Source organism: Fructobacillus papyrifericola, from assembly GCF_018437235.1.
Lineage (GTDB): Bacteria > Bacillota > Bacilli > Lactobacillales > Lactobacillaceae > Fructobacillus > Fructobacillus papyrifericola.
Genome location: NZ_JAAMFJ010000002.1, coordinates 47,660 through 62,505 on the forward strand (window position 1 = coordinate 47,660; position 14,846 = coordinate 62,505).

Sequence of the window (14,846 nt, forward strand, 5' to 3'; positions counted from 1 at the left end):
CATGGAAGAAAATTACATTGCGCGCATGCGTGCCAAAGTCGGCCACGAAGGCATGATCTTCAACTCGGCCTTCGGTGTTCTCTGGAACGAGGCCCACGACGCCATCTTGCTCGAAAAGCGTGGCGATAGCAAAATCGGCTACGGCTTTCCCGGTGGCTTTTTAGAATACGGGGAATCCCCAATGCAGGCCGTCGTTCGTGAATTCAAGGAAGAAACCAACCTCGACGTCGAAGTTGTGCGCATGCTTGGCATGGCCACCCACATCAACCCCAAGAATTCCTGGGGCGATGCGCAAGAAACGATTTCAATGGGCTTTGAAGTCAAGCTCGTCGAGGGCCAGACAGCCGAAAAGCTCAAGGCCGACGGCGATGAAACCCTGGCCGTTTCCTTCGTTCCCGTTAACCCACGACCAACCATGTTTGTGCCCGCGGCCCAAAACACCCTGGAGCGCATCTTGACCGTTAATGAAGAAAACGAACAACCCTGGTTGCGCGAACCGGGCAAAAAAGAAGATTAAGGAAAGGCAGCCGAACGGCTGTTTTTTTTGGACTTTTTTAGAGGGTAAAAAGAGACTAATCTGAATTATTTGTATAACATTTTTAAAATACTTGCTATTTTTTAAAAAGATGTTAAACTGACGGTGTCAAAAGCGTGACAAGCTCCTAGTATTTCTGTCTACCAGTAACTCGATTATTCTCTTTTCATCTGATTACACCATGCATCAAAACAATTGGAGACTTTCCAAACGAAATCCCGGTAGCGGATTCATCACCGCCACCACCGTATTCCTAAAAAATTTTACCTGTAGTCAATAAACCAATGCTTTGATTCCAGACTGTCACGCTGACAGCAAAAACGACTTCGGTCGTTTTTGTTTTGACTGGAAACAAAGTACTGGTACACTATCAAAGGAATCATCAACTTTTTTAGGAATCGAGTACTGATATGATCATTGTCTTATACGGCTTTTTAATCGGCTGTTTTGTTACCTTAATCGGGGGTGGTGGGGCCACCTTTTACCTCGGCGTTTTGACTTCTTCTCTTGCCATGTCAACCGAGATGGCCGTCCCCACCTCACTTTTTATCGCCGTTTTCGCCCTGTTTTCGGGTTTCTTAACCCAGTTAAAATTACAAAACGTCGAAATCCGGGTCGGTAATCGCTTAATTTTAGCCGCCGTCCCCGGCATTTTAATCGGGACCTACCTTGCCCGTTTCATCCCGGCTGCGCTCTATCAACATGCCGTTGGTGTCATCTTAACCATAATGGGTTGCATCGTTTTGTATAAGAACGTCTTTGCTAAGAAAAAGGATAAAAAGACGAATTCTGAGTCCAAAGTCGCCCTGCTCTTTGGCCTAATTTCTGGCTTAATGGTCGGCTTTGGTGGCCTTTCCGGCGGATCGGCAACGGTTGCTGGTCTTTCCATCATCGGCCTACCAGCCGTTAAAGCCGCCGGTACAACGACCTACATTCTCTGGGTGCTGGCCGTGGTTGGCTTGATCAGCCACTTAGTTGCCGGATCTCCCATCTCTTGGACGGCCGGCCTCTTCCTTATGTTAGGTGGGGTGATTGGCTCAATTTTAACGCCGCTCGTCCTCCGCTTGTTTGATCAAAAGAAGTTGAACAAGGTCCTCTCGCCCTTGCTTGGTTTCGTGATTATCTACTTCGGATTAAATTTGATTTTTTAATAAAAAAGCTGCTAACTTTCTTGTTAGCAGCTTTTATTTAAACTTATAAGATATTTTATGAGTATTTGATTAAAAATAACTTGTCATTTCTTCATTTTCATGTTTTAATAAAAACAACTTCAGGAAAGGAATCCCGAACATGAAATCAATCAACTTAAACATGATGAACCGTTACTACGGCTTTTATTACTTTAGATAGCACGTCCGGATCTGATGCGGACGTGCCGACACGTTCGCATCTAAGTAGTAAGAGTCATTTTTAACTCGGCTGACTAGGTGCACCCCTAGTCAGCGATTGATGAATTTTGTTCGGAATTTTTTCCACACAATTTTTAGGCCGACTAGGTTTTCCTAGTCGGCCTTTTTTATTTAAAAAAATACGAGGAAGACACAATGACAAGAATCGATGGACACACAATTTTAATCGGCTTGATGGCATACCCAATTCGCCACTCCATGTCACCAACCATGCATAACACAGCTTTTGAGGCGTTGAACTTAAACTACGCTTACCTAGCCTTCGACATTGATGGACATCAGTTAGCCGATGGTGTCAAAGCCATTCGTACTTTGGACATGCGTGGATCAAACGTATCCATGCCGAACAAGCAGGCCATCATCCCCCATTTAGACAAGTTGGATATCTCAGCTAAGATGACCGGCGCCGTCAACACGGTGGTCAACGACGACGGCGTCTTAACCGGTTACACAACGGACGGTGTTGGGTTCGTCAACGACCTTAAAAAGAAGGGGCATGATGTTGCTGGTAAAAAGATGCTAATCGTTGGTGCCGGTGGCGCTGGTATTCCAATCGCCGCTCAATCAGCAATTGAAGGCGCCAGCGATATTCGTATTGCCAACCGTAAAGACGGCCATTTAAAAAAAGCCGAAGAAATTGCGGATAGCATTAACGAAAACTCTGGTGCTGTTGCTTCGACTTTTACATTAGAAGACGGGGAAGCCTTCAAGGCAGCACTTGCCTGGGCTGACATCTACGTGGATGCCACTGGTGTTGGCATGAAGCCTTTGGAAGGCAAGGCATTGGTTAACGACCCAAGTTGGTTAAAAGAAGACCTCGTGATTTACGACACCGTTTACGCCCCACGCACCACAAAGCTCATGGAAGTTGCCAAGAAAGCAGGCGTTAAAAACGTCTACAACGGACTCGGCATGATGGTTGAACAAGGAGCAGCCGCCTTCAAACTATGGACGGGACAAGAAATGCCCATCGACTTAGTAGAACAGGCCATGGCCGAAAAGGATAAAGAAAAATGACAGAAGCCGTTTATACACGAAACATTGCAGTTGGAAGTGGCCCAGCCAAGGTGGCCATTCCCATCACAGTGGTGACACCAGATGAACTCACAAAGTTACTGCCCACTATTCAAGAAGCGAACCCTGACATTGTCGAATGGCGCGTGGACTTCTTGGAAAAGTGGCAAGACGATGCAACCTTAGTGGAAATCTCTTCTAGCATTCGCCAAGCATTCCCTGAAACACCAATTATCGCAACCTATCGAACAAAGGAAGAGGGTGGCGAACAAACCATTCGCCCTGCCGACTACGAACGGATCTTGAAACGCTTGGCCGAGTTACCAGTTGACATGGTCGACGTTGAGATCAACCGTGAGGCATGCATCGTGGAAGAAGCAGTCAAAGCCATCCATCAACTTGATAAAATTGTCATCGCATCTTTCCACGACTTTAACAACACGCCCAGTACTGAACAACTAGAGAACACCTTCAACAAGATGCAGTCAGCAAAGGCCGATGTTTTAAAAGTCGCCGTGATGCCTCACACCACAGAAGACGTTCTTCAGCTCATGTCCTTCAGTCAGCAGGCTGCTCGCAAATCCCCTGAACCAATCGTTACCATGGCCATGGGCCAACTTGGTTCCGTGACACGAGTGGCCAATCATATTACCCACTCCGCCATTACCTTTGCGTGCTTAACTAAAGAACAGGCATCAGCGCCAGGTCAAATTGAAATCAACAACCTGCGCAGCATTCAACACACCCTAGAAGGAGATAGCTAATGAATACACAAGTCACTAACCGACTTCGAGCCGGACTATACGCCAACTACCTGGTTCACGGTTTTGGCATGATCATTCTAACTCAGAATTTGATCCAACTTGCTCATAACTGGTCGAGTACCTTAACCGCCGCTTCCTTCGTTCTATCTGGAATTGGAATTGGCCGTTTGGTTGCTTACCTCCTAATGGGTTTCATCTCCGACCACTTTGGTCGTAAGACTTCCTTATTAATTGGAATTACCACTTACTTCCTATTCTTGGTACTAACGCCAATCAACACCTCGGTGGCTATGGCATACGGCTTAACCATCCTAGCTGGTGTTGCAAACTCCGCCATGGATTCGGCGACCTACCCACTGCTAGAGGAAATCTCCAAGAAGAGTACCTCAAACACGGTTTTGCTAAAGGCTTTCATCTCAACCGGTGAGTTCATCCTTCCACTGATTGTTCTCTACCTATCTGATAACAACCTCTGGTTCGGTCTTTCCTTCATGGTTCCGGCAGCCATCCTAGCTTTGAACTTTATCAACATTTGGACCTTACCGATCAAGAAGATTCAACAGGCCAAAGTCGAAGAAAAGCCAAGCCAGTCAGTTGCTCTACATGGCATTCGCAAGACCGTTCTAATGGCCGCTTTGCTCCTTTACGGTTTCTCATCAATGGCCGTGATGATCTGGTTCACCCAGTGGATTACCATCTACGCAACGGGCGTTGGCTTCTCGAAGTCGGTGGCCCACTTCCTACTCTCCCTCTACAGTATCGGTTCCATTACTGGTGTTCTTACAGTAGTAACTGTACTTCGCCGCTTCAACATTAAAAAAGAACTCTTCCTATTGTTGAACACCCTTTCACTCCTATCCATTGTGACTTTGTCAATGAGCTCAATCGAAACAGTGGCTAACATCTCCACCCTTGTCTTCGGTTTCTCAGCCGCCGGCGGTTTGATGCAAATTGCCTTAAATAGCTTGCTATCGCTAACAGCTAAGAACAAAGGCTTGATGACGGGAACCTTCTTCATCTTCGGATCGCTGGCCTCCTTCGCGGTGCCAATTATTACCGGACTGTTGATTAAGAACCCAAACATCAACATCATCCTAGCCGATTCTTCCATGGCCCTCATGTCCTTTTCCATCGCCATCGTTTTCTACGCCCTTCTTCCAAAGGAAGCGCAGTCACTAAAGGACGCCCGCAAGGAAATCGACCGGATTGATAAGCAGCTACTTCGCTTATCCGAGCAACGCTTCACCGCCGTCGAAGATGTTATCCGCTTCAAGCAGCAAGACGACATCGCCGTCGAAGACTTGTCCCGTGAACAAAAAGTGCTTGATAAGATTGCTAAGAACAGTCAAAAAAAAGCACTCATTCCATATAACCAAGCCATCTGGCAGGCCATGATGAATGAATCAAAGGCTTATCAAGTATCGAAACAAGACAACTAATCAAAAAAAAGAGGAAAACATCATGATCAACTACATTACCGCAGGCGAATCACACGGACCAGAACTTTCTGGTATTTTAACTGGCATTCCCGCCGGCCTTCACTTAGACATTGACGAAATCAACGCTGCCCTTTCCGCCCGTCAGGGTGGCTACGGTCGTGGTAACCGTCAAAAGATTGAACATGACCAAGTCATCATCACCGGGGGTGTTCGTCACGGCGTGACTTTGGGCTCACCGATTGCCTTAACGATTAAGAACCGCGACCACGCCCAGTGGTCCAAAATCATGGACCCCGTCACGCCTGCAAACGCTGAGAACACGCTGCGTGCTGTTTCACGTCCACGGCCCGGCCATGCCGACCTTGTTGGTGGTATGAAGTACGGCCATCGGGATATGCGCAACGTCTTGGAACGGTCTTCTGCTCGTGAAACCGCCATGCGTGTGGCCATTGGAAACATTTGTAAGCAGGTCTTAGAAGCATTGGACGTCAAGATTGTCGGACACGTTGAATCAATCGGCGGTATCCAAGCCGCTGGTGACCTTTCAACTGACGTTGCCAGAATCGAAGCGGGTATCCAAAAAAACGACCTCCGCATCTTGGACCAAAGTAAGGTCGAAGAAATCCACGACCGAATCGACCAGGCCAAGCGCGAAGGTGACACTCTCGGCGGTGTCATCCGAGTTGTGGCAACCAACTTGCCAGCCGGCCTTGGTTCCTACACCTCTTGGGATACCAAACTCGATGCCAAAGTCGCTGGTGCTGTTGTCGGCGTCAACGCCATGAAGGGCTGCGAAATCGGTGACGGCTTTGAGAATGCCGTTCGCCCAGGTTCCCAAGTCATGGATGAAATCGACTGGGAAGAAGGCAAGGGCTTCACTCGTAATTCCGATCACTTGGGTGGTTTCGAAGGTGGTATGACAAACGGTATGCCCGTCATTGTTAAGGCAGCCATGAAGCCGATTCCAACCCTCTACAAGCCATTACAGTCCGCAGACATCAACTCAAAGGAAATCAAGAAGGCAACGGTGGAACGTTCGGACACGACCGCCATTGTGCCAGCCTCCATCGTGATTGAATCGGTGGTGGCCATCGAATTGGCCAAGGCCATCACAGAAACCTTCGACGGTTCCCAAATCGACCGCTTGAAAAAGCAGGTTCAAGACTACCGCGAAGAATTGAAGAACTTCTAAGGAGCACCTATGACAACCCCGACTTTAAAAGGAAGCATCCAGGTCCCCGGTGACAAATCAATTTCCCACCGTGCCATCATTTTTGGGGCTATTGCAGAAGGCGACACTCACGTTAAAAACTTTCTTCGTTCAAACGACTGCTTGGCAACCCTTCAGGCCTTTCGTCAAATGGGTGTTTCAATCGACGAACAAGGCGGCGAATTAATCGTGCACGGCGTCGGCTTAAACGGTCTGTCAGCTAGCTCAGCAGATCTCAACATGCAGAACTCTGGCACTTCAACCCGCTTACTAGCCGGGCTTTTGGCCGGGCAGGACTTTAAAAGCCGCATGATTGGTGACGCCTCCTTGTCCAAGCGTCCAATGGACCGTGTCATCGCGCCTTTGACCCAAATGGGTGCTGAACTAGCCGCTACCGAAGGCCATTTGCCAATGACGGTGAAGGGGCAGGCATTACACGGTATCAACTACCGTTTACCCGTTGCTTCAGCCCAGGTGAAGTCCGCCATTTTATTGGCTGCCTTGACGGCCGAGGACGAAACGGTGATTGAAGAACCACTTCCTTGCCGTGACCACAGCGAACGAATGTTAGCTCTTTTCTCACCAGAAAGTATCGAACAAACTGGGGATAAGATTCACATTCGCCCTGGTTATCCACTAAAGGGACAAGAAGTGCTTGTTCCTTCAGATATCTCCTCAGCCGCCTTCTTCCTGGTGGCTGGTGCTATCGTTCCTGGTTCAAAGATTACCATCGAATCCGTTGGGATGAACCCCACCCGTACCGGAATCATCAAGTTGTTAGAACAGATGGACGCTGACTTAACAATTGATTCAATCGACACAGCCGGTGAACCAATGGCTAACTTAACCATTCAGGCTGGACCTTTAAAGCCATTTAACATCACCGAAGAAGACATCCCCGCTCTGGTCGACGAAGTACCAATCCTGGCTCTTCTTGCCGCCCGTGCTGACGGTGTCTCCACTATCTCTGGTGCAGCTGAATTACGTGTTAAGGAATCCGACCGCTTGGCCGCGATTGCCACCGAATTCAAAAAGCTTGGCATTCAAATTGAGGAAAAGCCAGACGGACTTATCATTACTGGTTCAACAGAACCACTCCATGTGGCAGACAAGCAACTCGAATCATACGGTGATCACCGCATTGCCATGACTTTAAAAGTCGCTAGCCTCTTAACTGACCAAGCAGTCAACATCCGAGATGAAGACTGCATGGCGGTATCCTACCCCAACTTTACCAAGGACCTAAACCAACTACTAAGGAAGTAAGAACATGACCACAGTCTTTATCGACGGCTTGGGCTTTATCGGCGCCAGCCTTGCGGAATTAATGAAAGAGAGTCAGCCAGATGTCAAAATCATCGCGCATGACCCAAATCCCGAAAACCTTCAGGTAATGATACAGTCTGGCACTGTTGAAGCATCCGTTGCTTTCGATGAAGGTGCCAAAAAGGCCGACTGGATTTTCTTAGCTAGCCCAGTGGCGGTCATCTGCCAACGCCTAGAAGAACTTGCTAAGCTCGATTTAAAGTCTGGTGCCGTCGTCACCGACGTTGGTTCTTCAAAGGTCCAGATTGAAAAGAGTGCCCAGACATTGATGGCAAAAGGAACCGCCTTCTTGGCTGGTCACCCAATGGCCGGTTCTCATCTTTCTGGTGCAGCAAATGCCAACCCAGGGCGCTTGGTAGACCACACTTACTTCCTCATTCAAGAAAATACCAGCCAAGAAGAAGTTCAGGATTTCGAAGACTTACTTTCCGCAGCACGCTTTGACTTTCGAATGGTCGATGCCAAGAGCCACGACCACATTGTGGCCAGCTCTTCTCACCTACCCCACCTACTCGCCTTTGCCTTAGCCGAAACAGTGGCAAAGGACCAGCGAGAATCGGATGTTGACTGGGGAAAGCCAGCTGCTGGCTTCTTGGATGCTAGCCGGATTGCCAAGGCTGACCCCACCATGTGGACCAGCATCTTCCTGTCGAACCCGAACCAGGTCCTAGCCGAAATTACGGACTTTGAAAAAGAAGTACAAAAGTTGAAAAAGTATATCGAAAACGGTCAGGAAAAGAAACTTTTTAACCAACTAAGTGCAACCCAAAAAGATCGCATTCAAATGGAGAAAGAACATGAATAATCCAATTTTAATCGGCTTCATGGGCTCCGGTAAAACAACCGTTGGCCGTGAACTTGCCAAACAATTGAATATCCCCTTCTCCGATTTGGATTTAGTCATTGAAAATCGAATCGGTCAAACGATCCCTGAATTCTTTTCCAACATGGGTGAAGCTGCCTTCCGAAAAATCGAAGCGAACCAACTCATTACTGAACTAGACAGTGAAAATATTTTAGCAACCGGGGGTGGCACTGCCTGCCAGGCCGTGAACCAGGAAATTTTAATCCAACACGACCGGCCAGTTATTTGGTTACAGCCATCCGATGAAACCACCATCGCCAACCTATCTGGTGAAGACTGGGATAAGCGCCCCATCTTAGCCGATAAAAGCGTGGATGACTTAATTGCCCTAAAAGATTCTCGGCGGGAAAAATACGGTAAGACAGCTGATTTAATTATCCAAGTCGACCAGAAAACACCGAAAGAAATTGCCAAAGAAATTATTGAAGCACTAAAAAACGTCTGATTAAACAGAAAGGAATCGTTTATGCCTCTTATCCATACCCTTGGTCCCAAGGAAACCGACGCGAACCTAGCAGCCCGTACCTTACAAGATGAGGACCCCCACTATCGGGGCCTTCCCATTCAGCTCCACCCCGACTTTTCCTCCGTCTATGCCAATCTGGCTACGTACAAGGGTGACTACTTCTTAGTTCCCGTTGGCTATCAGGGCCCTGCTGGTGATAGCTGGACCAGCCAGCACTATGCCCACTGGCAAGAGCTTTCCATTCAAAAGACTTGGGCAGCGCCCACCATGGAAATGCTCTTAGTTGAAAACACCGAAGTGCAAAATGGCAAAGCCGTCAGCCACAAGACGACCACCGCACTGCTAGATGACTTTGCCAGCCAAAATATGCTCAGCCTCGATGTTGACTACGTCCCGGCTAAACCACTGGCTGCCGATTCCTTTCTAAAAGGTGATTATCAATACGCTATCTTCAGCCAAAACGCAGAAGTAAAGCTCAAGGCATCCCATCGTATTATCGAACGCTTCCAGCCCGAAATGATCTGGTGCCTCTATCAAATCAAGTAAAAAAGCGAACGCTCACGCGTTCGCTTTTTTAACGGCGTCTTCTAACAAACCAGAGGACAAGAATAATGATGATGAGCAGGCCAAAGAAGCCAAAGAACGAGGCCAATTCTGCGCCAATGTGCCAGCCCAAACTCCAAAAGAGGCCGCGGGCAATCCAACGGCCAAAGCCACCACCAAAACCAGAGGAGCGACGGCTATAGGAACGGCCCGTTCGGCCAGACCGTACTGGACGTACCCGGCTAACGCGGGCGCCCCGTAATAAGGTTGTTTTTAAAAGTGGAAACATCGTGACTCCTTAATCGACTTTACTAAGGGTTATGATAACAAAAAAAGCCGTCCAATGAACGGCTTTTTCGTAAAAGACATTTTACAAATCTTGCTTAAAGTCAGCTGGTTGGTAAAGCTTCAGCATCTTTGAGAAGACAAGCTGAGCCAAGATACCAGCAATGACTGGGACAACGAACCAAGCAATCAAGGCAATAACTGGTGAAACAAAGTTTGACATGACCGTTGATGGAATGGCGGTATCCTTAATTACAGACTGCAATGGTGACACCATTCCGATGTAACCAAAGCCGGCAGTAATGGCCGTTCCCTGGACGTTGAAGAGTGCGACCGGAATGCCGGACAAGGCAGCGGCGAACATGAATGGCAAGAGCGTGACGGGCTTCTTGAAGACCGATGGCATCATTCCCTTCATGGCACCCAAGAAGATGGCAACCGTGGTTCCCTTCTTGTTGACTGACCATGAGTTGATCAATAAGACAACCGTCGTTGCGACAACACCCATGGCAGCGGCACCGGAACCAATTCCAGTCAGGTTAATGGCCAAAGCGATTCCAACCGTTGAGATTGGCGTCACAATGATCACGGCAAAGGCCATGGCAATCAAGATTGCCATTGGCACAGGGGCCAACTTCGTGAAGGACTCAACCACGTCACCGATCCAGGTGGTCAACTTACCAACCGTTGGCGCGATTTCCTTACCAAGCAAACCAACACCACCACCAATCAAGATTGGTGACAAGATGATGGCAACGGAGCCAAAGCCGTTCAAGTAGCGGGAAACCAACCAGATGACCAAGACCGCAATGGCCGCAACCAACATGGCGTTGATGACGTCACCAGCACCGGCTGCCATGTAGAGGCGGGTAGGTGCTGCCAAAGTCTTGTGGGTCAATGGGTTGACCGTTCCGGCCTTGGCCATTCCCCAGGTAACGGAGTTTGAGGCCACCATCGTTGCCAGGGCGACAACTCCAGTATCCAAGACCTTCATCTTGAAGTTCATGGCAACGGCCATACCAATCAAGAATGGAATCATTGACGTAAAGAGCGTCAAGATGGCTGAAAAGTCAGCCCCCCATTGGGTATTACCCAATCCAGAGTACTGGATGATGTACTTCATCACGGCTGATGGCAAAACACCAATCAAGATACCGTTTGCTGAACCTGACAAAACCTTGAAGAAAAAGTCCTTCAAGTGCAGGTTTTCTTTTCCAGAAAAAACAGGCAATGGCTTGCTTTCCGGCATTACGTTTTCTGACATTTTCTCTCTCCTAAAAAAAGACCCCAAGGTTCGCTTGGGGTCAAAGCACGTAATTAGTACTTAACCGCGATCGCTGGCGTTTCACCCTTAGCAAATGACACAGCGGCGTCAAATGATTGGTGAACCATTTCTGAAACGGCCTTTGTCGTGTAGAAGGCGATGTGAGGCGTAACCAATACGTTTTCACGAGCAATCAAGTCGGCAATCTTTGGATCAGGGAATTCCTTACCAGACCAGTCCTTGTTGAAGAGGCCAACTTCCTTTTCGTAAACGTCCATGGCGAAGTCAGAAATCTTTCCTGAGTTCAAACCGTCGATAACGGCATCGATGTCCATCAAGTTTCCACGGGCAACGTTAACGATAACAACGCCGTCCTTCATCTTAGCGATGGAATCCTTGTTGATCATGTGATCGTTTTCAGGAACACCTGGCACGTACAATGAAATGGCATCAGCTTGGGCGTACAATTCGTCCAACGTGTCAACGTACAAGCCTTCCTTTTGCAATTCAGGGTTAGGGAACTTGTCGTAAGCGATAACCTTTGCGCCGAAGCCCTTCAAGATGTTGATGGCAACGCGACCAATGTGGCCAGTTCCGATGATACCAACCGTTTGCATGCGCATTTCACGACCGATGGTTGGTGCCCAACGCAAGTCGTGCTTAGCAACCTTGGCGTCCATTGGCTTCGTACGACGAAGCAAACGAGACAATTGAATCATTGAGTGTTCTGCAATGGCGTTTGGTGAGTAAACGGGCACGTTTGAAATGTTGAATCCCAATGCCTTGGCAGCGTCGAAATCGATGTTATCGGTTCCAACGTTACGGAGTGACATGTTCTTCACACCGGCTGCTGCCAATGCTTCCAACGTTTCCTTCGTGTAGTCCATTTGTTGGTAAACAACAGCTGAATCAGCACCCTTGGCCAACTTAGCCGTTTCAGGCGTCAACAGTTGGTCCGTGTATTCAACCTCAACGTCAGGGTTCTGTGATTCCCAGTCCTTCAAGGCTGGCTTTTCATCTTCACGAATTCCGTAAGCAAAAACTTTCATGATTCGTCCTCCAAATATTTTTTCTGTATGTTCATTATACTTCAAACACAAAGTCCCCGCCAGGGTTCGTGCTTATTTTTTCAAGGTAATTGGCTTTTCGCCGGCTTTTTCCATAATGCCGTCGATTAGTCCGTATTTTAGCGTCTCTTCGGCCGACATCCAGTAGTCACGTTCGGTATCCCGGGCAATTGTCTTCAAATCCTTACCAGAATTATCAGCCAAAATCTTGTTCAACTTGTTACGAGTCTTGGTCAATTGCTCGGCAATGATGGCCATATCGGATTGTTGCGTGCCACCAGCAGCGCCACCCATTGGTTGGTGAATCAGGTATTCGGCATTTGGAAGCATGAAGCGCTGACCCTTTTCACCGGATGAGGCGATAATCGTCCCCATTGAGGCGGCCAAGCCCATGACGATGGTTGTCACTGGAGCCTTGATAAAGTTCATGGCATCAACAATCGACAAACCAGCCGTAACAGAACCACCTGGTGAGTTAATGTACATGGAAATTTCCTTGTCAGGGTCTTGGGCTTCCAAGAAGAGCAGTTGGGCAACAATGGACGTTGCCATGCCGTCTTCCACCTCGCCTTGAACCAGAATAATCCGGTCCTTCAAAAGTCGTGATGGCAAATCATAGGACTCGCGTCCGTTTGCGGTTTGTTCAATAACACCTGGCCACATAGTAATCTCCTTTTATCTTCTTTAGTATTCTATTGTAACGCAAAACAAAGTCTTTCTAAAATAAAAAGAGGCCTCGGCCTCTTTTTTTAAAGTTGATCAGGATTAAAAGTACCCTCGTCGATTTGCTTGGCCATTTCCTTTAGCTTGCGCATCCGGTGGTTGGCGCCGGACTTTGAAATTTCAAGGTAATCGCCAATTTCGGTCAAGGACGCATCCGGGTGCTCCAAACGGGCCCTGGCAAAGTCGGCCAGCTTGGCCGGCAGTTCGTCTAAATCGCCAATCTCAGATTGGATTGTCAGAATCGTTTGAACCTGGGCATTGGCCGCATCAGCCACCTTTTGAAGATTGGCCATGTCAGCGTTCATCATCCGGTTGGCCGAATTGCGCATGTCTTTTGCCAGGCGTACGTCTTCAAAGCGCAACATGGTCGCCGTCGCCCCAATCAGTTTCATGAATTCAACAATCTTATCCGAGCGCTTCATGTACAAAACGTAGTGCTTTGATCGGGTAATCATCTTCACCGGCATCAAAAAGTCTTCAATCAAGTCCAGCAACTGATCGGCCAAACCCTCTTGGCCAGTCGAAATCTCTAAGTGGTAGTTCGACTTTTCAGGGGAGTTAACGGAACCAGCAGCCAAAAAGGCGCCGCGCAAAAAGGCCGCCCGCTTATCTTCGGTGTTTAGCAACCATGCGGGCACCGATTGGTCCAAGCCAAAGGGGTCGACCCCCAAATCCGCTAGAATCTCTTCGACATGGGAATGGAGCACCACGGTCACCACCTTGTGCTCCGACAGGGCAAACTGCTGCTTGACGTTAAAGTCGACATCGGCCTCCGGATAGGATTGGCGAATCAAGGAAAAGATTCGCCGGGCAATGGCCGGATTATCGGTCTGAACCCGGATCTCTTGCTCAAAGCCTAGCGTCGTCACCCCGTTCATCTGCAGGAGGGCCGCTAGTTCAGGTTTGGCCGCATCGTCTGAGACGATTCGACCGGTTAGTTCCTTCTTCACTTCCGCTGCAAAGGACATTAGTCATTCTCCAGTTGGTCGAGCAAGACGCTAGCAACCTTTTGCCCATCGTGAAAGGCACCGGCGTCACGAAGGAGCAAAAAGTCCCGTGAAACCACCGTCGCCCCTTCGGCCTCAATGGCCATTGGATCCTGTTTCACCTGGGTCGAAATCTCTCCCCAGCGTTGGTAATCGACAAAGTCGTCGGGCACTTCGCTCTGGTTGGTCAAAACAGCATCCACCATCGGCTTACCCAAATGGCGGTTCAAGACGGCCAGGTGTTCGGCATCGGTATAGGCATCCGTTTCACCCTTTTGCGTCATGATGTTGGCAATGTAAACCTGCTTAGCAGGGGTTGCCTGCAGGGCTTCTCGAATGCCTGGCACCACGATGTTGGGCAAAATGGAGGTAAAGAGCGACCCCGGTCCATACACAATCATGTCGGCTGACAAAATCGCGTCGACGGCATCTGGATTAGCCTGAATCGTTTGACCTTCCACGGAAGGCCCGACCCAGACGGAATCCAGGGCTTGGTGAGCGGCCGTAATGGCTGCTTCACCAGACAGTTTCTGGCCAGCCACCGTTTCCGCCTTTAAAATCAGGGGTTCCTTTGAAACCGGATAGACCTGGCCCTTAATCTTTAAATACTTAGCCAAGCGAGCAATGGCTTCGGAAACGTCCCCGGTCATTTCGGTTAGGGCCGCAATCAAGAGGTTTCCCACCGCATGCTTGGCTAAAAAGTCGTCATGGGTTTGGAAACGGTATTGGAAAAGATCCAAGAGTTCTTGGTCGGCTGTGGACATCGCCACCAAAATGTTCCGGATATCCCCAGGTGGAATAATGTTGACATAATCACGGAGCAGACCAGACGAACCACCGTCGTCTGCGACCGTCACAATGGCGGTCAAGTCCACATCGGCTTTGACAAGTGGCTGGATAATGACGGGCAGGCCCGATCCACCACCAATCATCACGATTTTTGCAGGCAT

Annotated in this window: 16 protein-coding genes; 10 read left to right on the forward strand and 6 right to left on the reverse strand. The window is 48.8% G+C overall.

The window, feature by feature from the left end:
- Position 1: 1 nt before the first annotated feature.
- The 10 genes from G6R28_RS03670 to G6R28_RS03715 all read left to right on the forward strand — a co-directional run bounded on the left by G6R28_RS03670 (position 2) and on the right by G6R28_RS03715 (position 9,574).
- A complete protein-coding gene (locus G6R28_RS03670; protein WP_213792892.1) occupies positions 2-517 on the forward strand; it encodes an NUDIX domain-containing protein in 516 nt (171 codons plus the stop codon).
- Between the two features lie 428 nt (positions 518-945).
- Entirely contained in the window at positions 946-1,686 is a 741-nt protein-coding gene (locus tag G6R28_RS03675) for a sulfite exporter TauE/SafE family protein (protein WP_213792893.1), read from the forward strand.
- A gap of 393 nt (positions 1,687-2,079) precedes the next feature.
- A complete protein-coding gene (gene aroE / locus G6R28_RS03680; RefSeq protein ID WP_213792894.1) occupies positions 2,080-2,961 on the forward strand; it encodes a shikimate dehydrogenase in 882 nt (293 codons plus the stop codon).
- The gene (gene aroD, locus G6R28_RS03685; RefSeq protein ID WP_213792895.1) at positions 2,958-3,722 is read left to right on the forward strand and encodes a type I 3-dehydroquinate dehydratase; all 765 of its coding nucleotides are present in this window, start codon (positions 2,958-2,960) and stop codon (positions 3,720-3,722) included. Before aroE ends, aroD begins: the two co-directional genes overlap by 4 nt.
- Entirely contained in the window at positions 3,722-5,161 is a 1,440-nt protein-coding gene (locus G6R28_RS03690) for an MFS transporter (protein ID WP_213792896.1), read from the forward strand. The genes aroD and G6R28_RS03690 overlap by 1 nt, the downstream gene beginning before the upstream one ends.
- A 22-nt stretch (positions 5,162-5,183) precedes the next feature.
- Positions 5,184-6,353, forward strand: a complete 1,170-nt coding sequence (gene aroC, locus G6R28_RS03695; RefSeq protein WP_213792897.1) for a chorismate synthase — start codon at positions 5,184-5,186, stop codon at positions 6,351-6,353.
- Positions 6,354-6,362: 9 nt separating this feature from the next.
- Complete coding sequence (aroA, locus tag G6R28_RS03700) at positions 6,363-7,637, forward strand: 3-phosphoshikimate 1-carboxyvinyltransferase (protein ID WP_213792898.1); 1,275 nt, start codon at positions 6,363-6,365, stop codon at positions 7,635-7,637.
- Positions 7,638-7,641: 4 nt separating this feature from the next.
- Complete coding sequence (locus G6R28_RS03705; RefSeq protein WP_213792899.1) at positions 7,642-8,502, forward strand: prephenate dehydrogenase; 861 nt, start codon at positions 7,642-7,644, stop codon at positions 8,500-8,502.
- Positions 8,495-9,007 (forward strand): shikimate kinase, encoded by a 513-nt coding sequence (locus tag G6R28_RS03710; protein WP_213792900.1) that lies wholly within the window; start codon positions 8,495-8,497, stop codon positions 9,005-9,007. Before G6R28_RS03705 ends, G6R28_RS03710 begins: the two co-directional genes overlap by 8 nt.
- Before the next feature lie 21 nt (positions 9,008-9,028).
- On the forward strand, positions 9,029-9,574 hold the full coding sequence (locus G6R28_RS03715; protein WP_213792901.1) for a hypothetical protein: 546 nt from the start codon (positions 9,029-9,031) through the stop codon (positions 9,572-9,574).
- A 28-nt stretch (positions 9,575-9,602) separates the two neighbouring features.
- On the opposite strand, the gene G6R28_RS03720 is transcribed toward G6R28_RS03715, so the two are convergent.
- The 6 genes from G6R28_RS03720 to G6R28_RS03745 form a co-directional block, all read right to left on the reverse strand.
- Positions 9,603-9,860 (reverse strand): hypothetical protein, encoded by a 258-nt coding sequence (locus G6R28_RS03720; RefSeq protein ID WP_213792902.1) that lies wholly within the window; start codon positions 9,858-9,860, stop codon positions 9,603-9,605.
- An 81-nt stretch (positions 9,861-9,941) separates the two neighbouring features.
- Positions 9,942-11,120: a PTS sugar transporter subunit IIC gene (locus G6R28_RS03725; RefSeq protein WP_213792903.1), complete on the reverse strand. Its 1,179-nt coding sequence runs from the start codon at positions 11,118-11,120 to the stop codon at positions 9,942-9,944.
- A gap of 53 nt (positions 11,121-11,173) precedes the next feature.
- Positions 11,174-12,169 carry a D-2-hydroxyacid dehydrogenase gene (locus tag G6R28_RS03730; protein WP_213792904.1) on the reverse strand — a complete coding sequence of 332 codons (996 nt, stop codon included), beginning with the start codon at positions 12,167-12,169 and terminating at the stop codon, positions 11,174-11,176.
- Positions 12,170-12,241: 72 nt separating this feature from the next.
- A complete protein-coding gene (locus G6R28_RS03735) occupies positions 12,242-12,850 on the reverse strand; it encodes an ATP-dependent Clp protease proteolytic subunit (protein WP_213792905.1) in 609 nt (202 codons plus the stop codon).
- Positions 12,851-12,936: 86 nt separating this feature from the next.
- The gene (gene whiA / locus G6R28_RS03740) at positions 12,937-13,878 is read right to left on the reverse strand and encodes a DNA-binding protein WhiA (protein ID WP_213792906.1); all 942 of its coding nucleotides are present in this window, start codon (positions 13,876-13,878) and stop codon (positions 12,937-12,939) included.
- Positions 13,878-14,846 (reverse strand): gluconeogenesis factor YvcK family protein, encoded by a 969-nt coding sequence (locus tag G6R28_RS03745; RefSeq protein ID WP_213792907.1) that lies wholly within the window; start codon positions 14,844-14,846, stop codon positions 13,878-13,880. The genes whiA and G6R28_RS03745 overlap by 1 nt, the downstream gene beginning before the upstream one ends.